This is a genomic window from Streptomyces sp. NPDC007808 (genome assembly GCF_042868655.1).
Taxonomy (GTDB): Bacteria; Actinomycetota; Actinomycetes; order Streptomycetales; family Streptomycetaceae; genus Streptomyces.
The window spans coordinates 1,031,577-1,043,429 of sequence record NZ_JBIAEQ010000001.1; the positions used below are offsets into that span (position 1 = coordinate 1,031,577).

General features: G+C 73.8%; 10 protein-coding genes. 6 read left to right on the forward strand and 4 right to left on the reverse strand.

Annotated features, from left to right (window positions below):
- The first annotated feature begins 63 nt into the window (after nucleotides 1–63).
- The 3 genes from ACFYNL_RS04480 to ACFYNL_RS04490 all read left to right on the forward strand — a co-directional run bounded on the left by ACFYNL_RS04480 (nucleotide 64) and on the right by ACFYNL_RS04490 (nucleotide 4,715).
- Entirely contained in the window at nucleotides 64–2,733 is a 2,670-nt protein-coding gene (locus tag ACFYNL_RS04480) for a thioester reductase domain-containing protein (protein ID WP_388796243.1), read from the forward strand.
- Nucleotides 2,730–3,869, forward strand: a complete 1,140-nt coding sequence (locus ACFYNL_RS04485) for an alpha/beta hydrolase (protein WP_388796246.1) — start codon at nucleotides 2,730–2,732, stop codon at nucleotides 3,867–3,869. Before ACFYNL_RS04480 ends, ACFYNL_RS04485 begins: the two co-directional genes overlap by 4 nt.
- A gap of 66 nt (nucleotides 3,870–3,935) precedes the next feature.
- Complete coding sequence (locus ACFYNL_RS04490) at nucleotides 3,936–4,715, forward strand: alpha/beta fold hydrolase (protein WP_388796249.1); 780 nt, start codon at nucleotides 3,936–3,938, stop codon at nucleotides 4,713–4,715.
- A gap of 23 nt (nucleotides 4,716–4,738) precedes the next feature.
- On the opposite strand, the gene ACFYNL_RS04495 is transcribed toward ACFYNL_RS04490, so the two are convergent.
- Nucleotides 4,739–5,449 (reverse strand): lipoprotein, encoded by a 711-nt coding sequence (locus ACFYNL_RS04495; RefSeq protein ID WP_388796252.1) that lies wholly within the window; start codon nucleotides 5,447–5,449, stop codon nucleotides 4,739–4,741.
- A 104-nt stretch (nucleotides 5,450–5,553) separates the two neighbouring features.
- Between ACFYNL_RS04495 and ACFYNL_RS04500 the strand changes: the two genes are divergently transcribed.
- Nucleotides 5,554–6,342, forward strand: coding sequence for a maleylpyruvate isomerase family mycothiol-dependent enzyme (locus ACFYNL_RS04500; RefSeq protein ID WP_388796254.1), 789 nt, complete (start codon nucleotides 5,554–5,556; stop codon nucleotides 6,340–6,342).
- A gap of 69 nt (nucleotides 6,343–6,411) precedes the next feature.
- Here ACFYNL_RS04500 and ACFYNL_RS04505 read toward each other — a convergent pair whose 3' ends face one another.
- Entirely contained in the window at nucleotides 6,412–7,029 is a 618-nt protein-coding gene (locus tag ACFYNL_RS04505; protein ID WP_388796257.1) for an NADPH-dependent F420 reductase, read from the reverse strand.
- Nucleotides 7,030–7,253: 224 nt separating this feature from the next.
- Here ACFYNL_RS04505 and ACFYNL_RS04510 point away from each other — a divergent pair, with 224 nt between their 5' ends.
- Entirely contained in the window at nucleotides 7,254–7,892 is a 639-nt protein-coding gene (locus tag ACFYNL_RS04510) for a class I SAM-dependent methyltransferase (protein WP_388796260.1), read from the forward strand.
- A gap of 20 nt (nucleotides 7,893–7,912) precedes the next feature.
- On the opposite strand, the gene ACFYNL_RS04515 is transcribed toward ACFYNL_RS04510, so the two are convergent.
- The gene (locus ACFYNL_RS04515; protein WP_388796263.1) at nucleotides 7,913–9,499 is read right to left on the reverse strand and encodes a glycerol-3-phosphate dehydrogenase/oxidase; all 1,587 of its coding nucleotides are present in this window, start codon (nucleotides 9,497–9,499) and stop codon (nucleotides 7,913–7,915) included.
- Nucleotides 9,496–10,095, reverse strand: a complete 600-nt coding sequence (locus tag ACFYNL_RS04520; protein WP_388796266.1) for a TetR/AcrR family transcriptional regulator — start codon at nucleotides 10,093–10,095, stop codon at nucleotides 9,496–9,498. Before ACFYNL_RS04520 ends, ACFYNL_RS04515 begins: the two co-directional genes overlap by 4 nt.
- A gap of 72 nt (nucleotides 10,096–10,167) precedes the next feature.
- Here ACFYNL_RS04520 and ACFYNL_RS04525 point away from each other — a divergent pair, with 72 nt between their 5' ends.
- Nucleotides 10,168–11,766 (forward strand): FAD-binding oxidoreductase, encoded by a 1,599-nt coding sequence (locus tag ACFYNL_RS04525; RefSeq protein ID WP_388796268.1) that lies wholly within the window; start codon nucleotides 10,168–10,170, stop codon nucleotides 11,764–11,766.
- The last annotated feature ends 87 nt before the right edge of the window (nucleotides 11,767–11,853 follow it).

Here is an 11,853-nt window from a genome sequence, read left to right on the forward strand (position 1 = left end):
CGCCGCCGGGGACCGTCCGGACGGCATCGACGAAGGGGCAGGGCAACACCGTGAAGGGCTCTCATGCGTGAGATGAACGACAACGTGGCAGCGGCCGCGGACCAGCGGGCGATCGCCGAGGCGATAGAGCGGGGCGGTGGCGGCCTGACCGTGACCGACCTGCTGGCCAAGGTGACGGGATCGGCGGAGCCGCCGTCCACGCGGCCGGAGTGCGCGCTCTCGGCCCCCGCCGAGGGGACCGGATCCAGCACGCCCGCGTCCGCCGGGCCCGCCGTCCTGCCTGCGTCGGACGACGTGGACGCACTCGCCGCCGCCGTCGCCGAGGTGGCGTCCCGGTACGTCCCGTCAGGGCAGTTGGCGCCCGACGCCGACTTCTTCGACGCCGGCGGCACCTCCGTCGGCGCGGTGGAACTGCTCGCGGCCCTTGAGGACGACCTGGGCATGGAGATCGACCTGGACGAGGTGTTCGCCGACGCCAGGCCGGTCAACCTGGCCAGGCGAGGGCTGGCGAGCGCTCGGGTCACGGCAGTCGCACCCCCGACACCCGCTCCGCACGCGAGCAGCGCCCCGGTCGACCGACCGGCCCCGCCGGGGACCGGAGCCCCGGGTGTCTCGTCGGTTCCGTCCGCGGTGGTCGGCCCGGCTGCCGCGTCGGTTGCGGCGGTGTCGGCTGCGCCCGGGGCACGGCAGGCTCCCTCGGGGACCAGCGTTCCGGGAGCCGCCTCGGTTCCGTCCGCGGTGGTCGGCCCGGCTGCCGCGTCGGTTGCGGCGGTTCCGACCGCGCCCACCACACGGCCGGCCCCGGGAGCTGCCACCGCCCCCGCCAGCTCCCCGACCTCCGCCCAGCCGACCACTCCGGCCGCCGCCGCCGTGGCCGCGCACTCCGTGGCCCGCCCCGAAGACCTCGCCCAGATCCTCGCCGACCTGGCCCTCGCCGACCGCCTCCCCTTCATCGCCTCGCCCGAACCCCTGCCGCCCCGCCGCGTCCTGCTGACCGGAGCCACCGGCTTCCTGGGCAGTCACATGCTCCTGGACCTGCTGCGCCACAGCGACGCCCATGTCCACTGCCTGGTCCGCGCCGCCGACGAGGAGGCGGCCGTCGCCCGGCTCGGCGAGGCGCTCAAGAGCTATGCGCTGCCGTGGTCCTCCGAGGTCCGCCGCCGCATCACCGTGCTTCCCGGCGACATCCGCCACCCGCGCCTGGGCCTGGCCGAGGACGTCTGGCACCGTCTCGCCCACGAGCTGGACAGCGTCGTCGGCGTCGCGGCGGCCGTGGACTTCCTGCGCGGATACCAGTCGCTGCGGGCCGGCAACGTCCTCGGCGCCCTCACCCTCGCCGAACTCGCCGCGACCGGCCGCCCCAAGCCGCTGCACCACATCTCCTCCATCGCCGTCTTCAACGAGGTCGGCATCCCCTCCATGGGCGAGGACGACCCGCTCGCCCACGTCGACCGCCTCGTCGCCGGCTACGACCAGACCAAGTGGGCAGCCGAGGTGGCCCTGCGCCGCGCCCGCGACCACGGCCTGGTCGTCACGGCCCTGCGCCCCGGCGGCATCGGCGGCCACACCAGAACCGGCGCCTACAACCCCCAGGACCTCAGCAGCGGCCTCATCTCCGCCTTCGGCCGGTTCCGTACCGTCCCCGCGTTCCGCCACCTCAACGCCGCCCCCGTCGACTGGGTCAGCCGCGTCGCGGTCGCCGCCGTCTGCGAACCGGACGCCTGGGGCTTCGACTACAACCTCACCGGCGTCCCCAACACCCTCGACGACGTCGTACAGGACATGGCCCTCGGCGGGATGCATGTGCGCGTGCAGGACTGGGACGAGTGGCGTGCCGACACCCTGGCCCGCCTCCAGGCCGACCCGGTCCCCGAACTCGCCTTCCTCACCCGCGTGTTGCACAGCCCCACCGCGCTGAAACTCTGCGAGGCGACCCTCACGGGCCCGGCCGCCACGTCCGACCGCACCACCGCCCTGGTCGAGGCCCTCGGCCTGCCGCCGGCCTCCCGCTACGACGCCCGCGCCCAGCTGAAGACGTTCGAACGCCTCGCCCAGGACGGTCTCGCCCGCCTCCCGGACAAGGAGGACCAGCCCTACCTGTGGTTCGCCGAGACCACCGAAGGCAGCGTCGGTCCCGTCGGCGCCGACCCGGCTCCCGGCGCTCCCGCCACGCCCTGCTCGATGTCCCTCACCCTCTCCATCGCGAGCATGCACCAGCTGGTCACGGACCGCCGCGTCGACGTCCGCGGCGAACTCACCTGTCCCGCCCTGCACCCCGAGCCGCTGACCGTGGAGCGCGGCGACATCTGGATCCGCCCCGAGGAGGGCATCCCGCACCAGCACGGCCTGCGCCACCCGCTGCTGCGCTACCGCCTCGAGCTGACCGACCGCGACGGCGGCCGCTGGTGGCTGGAGGGCCACAAGTACGCCCGCGCCCGCCGCGACGTCTGGCGCCAGACCCGCGCCCTGACCGTGGAACTGGGCAGGGAAGGCGAACCGGCGACCCTGGCCGGTGAGGTCGTCGTCCCCGCCGACTCCTACGTGCGCGACCAGATCGACGGCATCAAGGTCGACCCGCGGCTGACCGGCCAGGAGAAGCGCGCCGCGAAGCTGACCTGGCTCGCCTGGTTCGGCCTGGAGATGGGCCGCGGCCTGCTCGGCCCCTTCGCCCGGGCCGCCGCGGACCTCCTCGACCTGCGCCGCACCCCGACCCCCACGGAGTCCCGCCGATGATCTTCCGCACGACGAACCCCGCGACCACCCGGCCGACCCTGCGCAGGGTCAGGACCACCACGGCTCTGCGCCCGCTGCACCACCGCCTCGACCCGGCGACGGTCGAGGAGATCCCGTTCCACGCCCCCGACGGCGTACGCCTCGGCCTGACCCGCATCGCCACCGGCGACGACGACCGCCCCGCCGTCCTGCTCCTGCACGGACACACCGCGTCCGCCGACATGTTCCTGCTGCCCGAGACCCGCAACCTGGTCGACGTGCTGCTGGACGACGGGTACGAACCCTGGCTGCTCGACTGGCGCGGCAGCTGCCGACTTCCGTACAACGAGACGGGCCGCCGCTACACCTACGACGACGTCGCCCTGCACGACATCCCCGGAGCCGTCCGCCACATCCGCGAGCGCATCGGCGACCGCCCCCTGTTCGTGGTCGCCCACTGCATGGGCTCCCTCGCCCTCTCCCTGAGCATGACGGCGGGCCTGGTCCCCGGTCTGGCCGGCGTGGTGTCCCAGGGCGTGTTCCTGACCCCGCGACTCGCCGGGCGCACCTCCCTGCGGATGACCCTGGCGGGCGAACTGCTGAAGTCCCGCATCGACCACATCCCGGTCGACATCCGCAAGGTCGGCCTGTGGTCCAGGTACACCCCGCTGTTCGCCCTGGCCTCCCGCAAGGCGACCTGCCCGGACCCCACCTGCCAGATCCTGCACAATTCGGCCTGGGGGACCGGAGCCTCCCTCTTCGTCCACGAGCACCTGACCGAGACCACCCACGACCGCCTCGCCGAACTCCTCGGCCCCGCCCCGCTGTGGATCCTGCCGCACCTGCGCCGCATCGAACTGGCCCGCACCGTGGTGCGCTGGCACGACACCGACCGGCGCTACCGGGCCCTCCCGCAGAACGCCCTGGACGCGGCGGCCCGTATCGACACCCCGGTCCTGCTCCTCGCGGGCAGCGAGAACGGCCTGTGGCTCGACTCCCAGAAGCTCTGCCACGACGTCCTCGCCCGCCGCCAACCCCAACTGGACGTCCGATACACCGAGATCCCCGGCTACGGCCACCTCGACACGTTCCTCGGCAGGGGAGCGGCCCTGGACGTGTTCGGCCACATCCTCGACTTCCTGGGGGAACGCCGGTGACGGAGGTCGCCACGGCCGGATACCGTACCGATCAGTAACCCGTATGCGCACCCCAGGAGGCCCCTCATGCCGCAGCTCGAAGTCGACGGCGCCACGCTGACGTACGACGACGAGGGCCCCCGCGACGGCGGGGGTGTGCCCCTGGTGTTCGTCCACGGCTGGACGGCGAACCGGCACCGCTGGGACCACCAGATGGCGCACTTCGGCGAGCAGCGGCGGGTCGTCCGCCTCGACCTGCGCGGGCACGGCGAGAGCACGGGGTCGGGAGCGCGGGCGATCGACGACCTGGCAAGAGACGTCCTCACCCTGCTCGACCACCTGGGGATCGAGCGGTTCGTGATCATCGGCCACTCGATGGGCGGCATGATCGCCCAGACCGTCGCGCTCGCCCACCCGGAGCGGGTCGAGCGCATGGTGCTGGTGAACTCCATCGGCAGGATGGCCTACAACCGGGGCCGCGCCCTGCTGATGGCCGCCTCGACGCTGGCCCCCTTCAAACTGTTCGTCGCCGCCAACATCCAGCGTGCCTTCGCGCCCGGCTACCCCCGCGAGGAGATCCGCGAGTACATCCGCGCCTCGGCCGACACCCCCCGGGAAGTCGTCATGACGCTCTACGGCGCCATGCGAGCCTTCGACGTCCTGGACAAGGTCGGCGACATCCGTACGCCCACCCTGATGGTGCACGGCTACCACGACATCCAGCTGCCCGTCGCCCAGATGCTGCGCATGGCCAAGGCCTATCCGGACGCGGTGATCCGCATCCTGGACGCCGGCCACGAACTGCCCGTGGAGAAGCCGGCCGAGCTGACGACGGCACTCGACCGGTTCCTCACCGGCCCCGCGTAGCCAGGATCCGCCCGAACCTCGGCTCAGACGGCGCGCAGGGTCCGCTTGGCCAGTTCGTACGCCGGCAGCATCGCCCGGTGCTCCTCGGTGTCCATCCCGCCGAGGTGTATGACGACCGGACCCCGCTCGGTGACGACGGCCACGGCGGCCTCTTCCTTCGTCTCCTCCAGGAGCTCGCTCGTGTGGAGGTACCTCACCTCGGCGCCGGCGAGGCCGCCCGCCTCGAACGAGCTGTACTCGGCCTTGCTGGTGTTGTCCTCCGCGGCGACGAAGGCCTTCAGGACGGCGCGGGCGTCGTCGTCACCCCGCTCGCCCGTCCAGACGCGCAGGAAACCTATGTTGCCCGCCGGCTTGGCGTCGACCTCGCAGGCCGCCGTGACCGGTCCCTGACGCAGCAGCGCGTCGGCGATCTCCTGGGCCAACTCGCCCTCCCCGGGATCGGCTGAGCCGTCGCCGGCCGCCTTCTCCTTCGCCTTCCCGGCGTCCACGGCCTCCGCCTCCCAGTGCTCGGCGATGTCGAAGGCGACCGGAAGCTCGCAGGCCGATCCGGCGGCGCCGATGGTGCCGCCGCTCTTCACCGCCGTACCGCCGCCGGCGGCCTCCTCGGTCGCCTTGGAAGCGCTGCCCGACGGCTTCGCCTCGTCCTCGGCCGTCCCCGAACAGCCCGTCAGCACCACGACCAGCAAAGCGGCCTGGGCCACTGCGCGCCGTGCCCGACCCGCCCCCATCGGCATCGCTCACTCCCCACCCTGATCCCATTTCCCTGATCTTGCTCAGGCGGCACACAGTATCCGAGACCACTGACAAGCGGGCCCCGCGTCTGCGGCATCATGAGGCGATGACCTCGCTGACCTTCGAGCGCTACTGCGACGAGATCGTCTCCCAGACCGAGCTGCTCACGGCCCATGTGCGGGGCGCGGACCTGACCGCCCCGGTGCGCTCCTGCCCCGGCTGGGACCTCGGCCGGCTGCTGCGGCACGTGGGCGGCGACCACCGCTGGTCCGAGGAGGTCGTGCGGACCCGGGCCACCGGGCCGGTCCCCGGCGGCCTGGTGGACGACGTACCCGCCCACCCGCACGAGGACGAGTCGTTCCTGGTGCCCTGGCTCGTCGAAGGAGCCAAGGCCCTCAGCGTCACCCTGCGCGCCGCGGGCCCGGGCGCGCAGGCGTGGAACCCTTCCGTGGACCGGCCCGCCGCGGTGGCGTTCTGGGCCCGCCGCATGACGCACGAGACCGTCGTCCACCGAGCCGACGCGGCCGAAGCGACCGGTGCGCACTTCGCTGTGGAGACCGATCTCGCCGTCGACGCGGTCGAGGAGTGGCTGGAGTACTCGACCTTCCCCGAGGCCCACGAGCCCCGACCGGACCTGCCCGACCTGCTCGCCCCGGGCCGCACCCTCCGCTTCCACGCGACCGACGCCGGGAACTGGCTCGTCGACCTCACCGGCGAGCGCCCCGCCTGGCGTCCGGCCACGGACGAGGCGCCCGCCGGCGCAACCGTCCGGGGCCCGGTGAAGGACCTGCTCCTGTACTGCTACCGGCGACCCGCGCCGGCCGTCGAGACACAGGGGGACGAGGGCCTGCTCGACCTCTGGCGGACCCGCGCGGGCTTCTGGCTGGAGGCCTGACCTCACGACGGGCCGCGGCCACCACCCCCGGCAGCCGCCAGGTTGTGTCCGGCCCAGGTCGTGTCCGACCTAGGGGGTCACCACCCTGATGTTGAACGTGTGGCCGCCCAGCCCGCCCGCGATCCCCATGAAGAGCAGCGCGAAGTGCTCCTGCCCCCGCGCGGTGGTGATGCCGCCGATGTCCAGCTGGGACGACGGGGGCCAGCCGAGGTCGGTGAGGAGCCGGCCGGTGGTCCGCTTGGCGTCCGGGTCGTCACCGGAGAGGAAGACGGTGCTGGGACCGTCGAGACGCTGCGGGGCGATCATCACGGTGGAGTCCATCGTGCACAGCGTCTTGACGACGGGGGTCGACGGAAACGCCTCCTGGATCTGTTCGCCCAGGCTGCTGTTGGGGTGGGAGAGCTCGGCGTAGTCGTCGGAGAGACCCACCCCGACGTCGATCAGCAGTGTGCCGGCCAGCGCCGGGGCTCCGATGGAGCGCAACAGCTCGACCGAGACGGTGCCCGGCGTGGCGTTGACCAGTACCTCCGCGTGGTCCGCCGTCTCCCGCAGACCTGCCACGGGGAATTCGAGGTCCGTCCGCTCCTTCGGACGGCGCGAGCCGAGGAGCACGTCGTGCCCCGCGGCACTCCAGCCCTGGGCCAGTGCTCGTGCGACATTTCCGGTGCCGAGAAGTCCTATACGCATGGCTGTGACGCTAGCCGTGTGCCGGGGCGGCGCGGATCGGACCGCAGGCCCAGGGGGACCGGCTCCGAGGTCGTAGGACCGTGGTCCCACGCCACCAGCTGTTTGCCGAAACGGCAAGGTTGATTGCCTCAAGCGGGTCTCGCTCGCAGGCTCTTGAGCATGGACCGCGCGGCCCCGCACCCGCCCGAACCTTCCCACGACCCCCAGCATCCGGGAGGCATCACATGACCGAGAGCTCCGCCCTGAAGGCGGCCGACTTCTGGGAAACCCGCTACCGGGACGGCGGGCGCCTCTGGAGCGGTCGCCCCAACGCGCTGCTGGTACGCGAGGCCGGCGACCTCGCCCCGGGCACCGCCCTCGACCTCGGATGCGGAGAGGGCGCCGACGCGGTGTGGCTCGCCTCGCGGGGCTGGCGGGTCACCGGCGCCGACATCTCGTACACGGCCCTGGAACGCGCCGCCCGGCACGCCGCCGAGGCCGGCGTCGGCGAGCGTACGGCCTGGGAACGGCACGTACTGGGCGAGTCGTTCCCCGAAGGCTCCTACGACCTCGTGAACGTGCAGTATCTGCAGTCGCCGGTCCCGCTGGACCAGCAGCGCGTCCTGCGGCAGGCCGCGGCCGCGGTCGCGGTGGGCGGCACACTGCTGATCGTCCTGCACGCCGACTGGCCGTCCTGGCAGACCGAGCCGCCCTTCGAGGCGACGTTCCCGACGCAGCACAGCGTCCTGGACGAACTCGCGCTGCCGAAGCCGCAGTGGAGCCTGGAGACGCTGGACACGGTGCGCCGGGCGAGCGTGTCACCCGAGGGCGCGCAGGGGCACCGCGACGACCACGTGTGGCGGTTGCGGCGCACCGACGCCTGACGCGCGGATCCCGTGCGCAGTCACCCCCGCGGTGCCCACGCCTCCCCGAGCACCTCCCGCGCCGCACCCACCGCCGCCTCGCGGTCGGCCGGCACCAGCCCGATGCGGGTACGCCGGTCGAGCACGTCGGCCTCGTCCAGGGCGCCTTCGTGCCGTACGGCCCACAGCAGTTCGGCGGCGGTCACGGGATGGCCGGGCAGGACCGGTTCGCCCAGCCGGGGATCCCGCGCGGCGAGTTCCTGGACGGCCGCTGCCTCGACGCCGTAGCGCTGGACCAGGCGGCGGGGCGCCCGGACGGCCCCGAGCGCGGCGGGTGACGCCGCGCCGACCAGGGGGAGGGAGGCCGTGGGGGAGGGGCCGGCGGTGAGCCGGCGGGCGGTGACGGCGGCGTCCACCGCGTCCTCGGCCATGCGCCGGTAGGTGGTCAGCTTGCCGCCGACCACGGTGATCACGCCCTCCGGCGAGGTGAGGACCGCGTGCCGACGGGAGATGTCGGCGGTCCTGGGGGAAGCGCCGGACCCGTCGGCCGGTGCGGTGTCGAGCAGGGGGCGCAGTCCGGCGAACGCCCCGACGACGTCGTCGCGTCGGACGGGGGCGTCCAGGACGGAGCCGAGGACGTCGAGCAGGAAGCCGATGTCCGTCTCGGGCACCTCGGGGACGTCGGGGATGTCGCCCTCGACGGGCTCGTCGGTGAGCCCGACGTAGACCCGGCCGTCGCCCTGGGGCAGGACGAGGACGAAGCGGTTGGTCTCCCCGGGGACCGGCACGTGCAGCCCGGCCGGCAGCGGGCCGAGGTGGTCGGAGCGCAGGACGAGGTGGGTGCCGCGCGAGGGCCGGATCCGGATGCCGTCCACCAGGCCGCCGGCCCAGACGCCGGAGGCGTTGATCACCGCCCGCGCCCTGATCTCACCCTCCTCGCCGGTGAGTTCGTCGCGGACGTGGGCGCCGGTCCCGGTCAGCCGCAGGGCCCTGACCCGGGTCAGGATCCGTGCTCCGCGGGCGGCGGCGGTGCGGGCGATCGCGGTCACCAGCCGGGCGTCGTCGGTGAGGCGGCCGTCCCAGGACAGCAGGCCGCCGCGCAGCCCTTGGGTGCGCAGGCCCGGAGCCAGGTGCCGGGTCTCCACCGTGGAGAGGCGGCGCGGGGCCGGCAGGGTGGCGCGCGCCGTGCGGGCCGCGAGGCGCAGGGTGTCGCCGGCCCGGAAGCCGGCCCACGCCAGGGCCGACTGCCCGCGGGAGACCAAGGGCGTCAGCGGCAGCACGAAGGGCTGGGCCCGTACGAGATGGGGGGCCGTGCGCTCCATCAGCACCCCGCGTTCGACGGCGCTCTCGTGGGCCACGTCGAGTTGCGCCGAGGCGAGATAGCGCAGTCCGCCGTGGATGAGCTTGCTGCTGAAGCGGGAGGTCCCGAACGCCAGGTCGTGGGCGTCGACGGCGACGACGGACAGCCCGCGGGCCGCGGCGTCCAGGGCCACCCCGGCGCCGGTCGCGCCGAGCCCGACGACCAGGACGTCCACGGCGGGACCACCGACGGACTCGGCCAGTTCACGCGAGCGCCGGGCGGCGCAGAGCGACGATCCGGGGGCCGGTGCTGAAGGGGTGGGGCTCATGGCGTCAGGGTCCTCTCCAGGATGCCGCGCAGCTCCGCGAGGAACGCCTCGCCGCTCAGCTCGGCGTCGTCCTCGTCGGTCATGGTGCGCAGGGACAGCGTGAAGGACTGCACGATCAGCAGCAGGGCCCGTGCCTGCCTGTCGACATGGCCGGCGCGCACCGATCCGTCGGCGTGCCCCTCGCGCAGGGCGTCGGCGAGCAGGGCGAGGAGGGCCTCCTGGCTCGCACCGCGGCGGTCGAGGACGTAGGGGAGGAGCAGTTCCGGATCGACGTCCACGATCTTCCGGAAGAGCGGATGGGCGCGGAAGGACCTCGCCCCGGCCACCAGCCCCTCGACGATCAGGCCGCGGGTGTCCACGCCGGCGCGCCGCTCGGGCATGGCCGCGGTGGCCACCGCGACCCACTCCCGGGTCATCAGGTCGCCGACCAGTGAGCGCACATCGGGCCAGCGCCGGTACAGCGTCATGCGGGAGACACCCGCGCGGCGGGCCACGTCGGTCAGCGTCGTGCGGCGGACACCGACGGCCAGGACGCAGTCGCGTACCGCGTCGAGCACGGCGTCGCCGTCCGAGTGGTTGTGACGAATAGGCGTCATGTGTCACAGTGTAACGCCTGCGAGGCCGTCCGGACACGGCATCGCCCGAATCGACCGGTGAGGACGACAGTCATGGACATGCTGTGGAGCGGCTGGGGCGACCCGGCCAAGGCGGCCCCGCTGCCCGAGACCGTGACCGGGCTGCTGCGCGACCTGCTCGGCGTCAAGCCGCGCACCGCCGGACCCGTCGCCCTGGAGGACATCGCCGTGGCCGACCCGCGGCTCGAACCGGCCGCGCGCGAGGCGCTGTCCGCGGCCGTCGGCGGCGCGGAACACGTCCGCACCGACCCGGAGACCCGGGTCCGCCACACCCGCGGCAAGTCCACCCCCGACCTGCTGCGCATCCGTGACGGCGAGGTCGACGACATCCCCGCGGCCGTGGTGCTCCCCGCCGACCACGACGAGGTGCTCGCCGTGCTGCGCGCCTGCGCCGAACACGGCCTGCCCGTCGTCCCGTTCGGCGGCGGCACCTCCGTCGTGGGCGGTCTCGCCCCCGCCCGGCGCGACTCATTCGTCGCCCTGGACCTGCGCCGCATGGACCAACTGCTCGCTCTCGACCCGGTCTCGCGCACCGCCACCCTGCAACCGGGACTGCGCGCGCCCCGGGCCGAGGCACTGCTGGCCGAACACGGCTTCACCCTCGGCCACTTCCCGCAGTCCTACGAGTGGGCCACCATCGGTGGCTTCGCCGCGACCCGCTCCAGCGGCCAGGCGTCCGCCGGCTACGGCCGCTTCGACGAGATGGTCCTCGGCCTCACCCTCGCCACGCCCGAGGGCACCATCGACACGGGCCGCGCACCACGCTCGGCGGCCGGACCCGACCTGCGCCAGCTCCTGCTCGGCTCCGAAGGCGCGTTCGGCGTCATCACGTCCGTCACGGTGCGGATCCGGCCCGTCCCCGACACCCGCGTGTACGAGGGCTGGCGGTTCGCCTCCTTCGAGGAGGGCGCCGCCGCACTGCGCCGTCTCGCCCAGGACGGGCCGCGCCCTACGGTGCTGCGGCTGTCCGACGAGACCGAGACGCTCATCGGCCTCGCCCAGCCCGACGCCATCGGCGGCGACGGAGCGGGGCTCCGGTCCGCGGGCTGCACGGCGATCGCCGGCTACGAGGGCACCGACGAGGACACCGCGTACCGCAGGGAGCGGGCCGCCGCCGTCCTGCGCGAGTGCGGCGGAACCCCCCTCGGCGAGGAACCGGGACAACGCTGGGCGCACGGCCGCTACTCGGCTCCCTACCTGCGCGACTCCCTGCTGGACGCCGGGGCGTTCGCCGAGACGCTGGAGACGGCGACGTTCTGGTCACGGGTGCCCGAGCTGTACGCCTCCGTCCGCGACGCGCTCACCGGCACGCTCACCGAGGCGGGCACACCGCCCCTGGTCATGTGCCACATCTCCCACGTCTACGAGAACGGCGCCTCGCTGTACTTCACCGTCGTCTGCGCCCAGGGCGACGACCCGGTGCCGCACTGGGAGCGCGCCAAGCACGCCGCCAACGAGGCGATCCTCGCCGCGGGCGGCACCATCAGCCACCATCACGGCGTGGGCACCGACCACCGGGACTGGTACGTCCGCGAGGCGGGCCCCCTGGGCATCGAGGCGCTGCGCGCCGTGAAGCACCGACTCGACCCGACGGGCCTGCTCAACCCCGGCGTCCTCCTGCCCCTCGACTGAGGACCCCCACCGGGCCCCCCGAGCCCCCTGAGCCGCCCTGGGCACCCCGACCCGGGCCACAGAGAACCCCCTCGTAGCCTGCCCCAC

Bases quoted from the DNA above. Each gene is read 5' to 3' on its own strand.
- ACFYNL_RS04515 (WP_388796263.1), bottom strand. From the start codon at position 9,499: ATGAGCCCCACCCCTTCAGCACCGGCCCCCGGATCGTCGCTCTGCGCC.
- ACFYNL_RS04510 (WP_388796260.1), top strand. From the start codon at position 7,254: ATGACCGAGAGCTCCGCCCTGAAGGCGGCCGACTTCTGGGAAACCCGC.
- ACFYNL_RS04490 (WP_388796249.1), top strand. From the start codon at position 3,936: ATGCCGCAGCTCGAAGTCGACGGCGCCACGCTGACGTACGACGACGAG.
- ACFYNL_RS04525 (WP_388796268.1), top strand. From the start codon at position 10,168: ATGGACATGCTGTGGAGCGGCTGGGGCGACCCGGCCAAGGCGGCCCCG.
- ACFYNL_RS04495 (WP_388796252.1), bottom strand. From the start codon at position 5,449: ATGCCGATGGGGGCGGGTCGGGCACGGCGCGCAGTGGCCCAGGCCGCT.
- ACFYNL_RS04505 (WP_388796257.1), bottom strand. From the start codon at position 7,029: ATGCGTATAGGACTTCTCGGCACCGGAAATGTCGCACGAGCACTGGCC.
- ACFYNL_RS04500 (WP_388796254.1), top strand. From the start codon at position 5,554: ATGACCTCGCTGACCTTCGAGCGCTACTGCGACGAGATCGTCTCCCAG.
- ACFYNL_RS04480 (WP_388796243.1), top strand. From the start codon at position 64: ATGCGTGAGATGAACGACAACGTGGCAGCGGCCGCGGACCAGCGGGCG.
- ACFYNL_RS04485 (WP_388796246.1), top strand. From the start codon at position 2,730: ATGATCTTCCGCACGACGAACCCCGCGACCACCCGGCCGACCCTGCGC.
- ACFYNL_RS04520 (WP_388796266.1), bottom strand. From the start codon at position 10,095: ATGACGCCTATTCGTCACAACCACTCGGACGGCGACGCCGTGCTCGAC.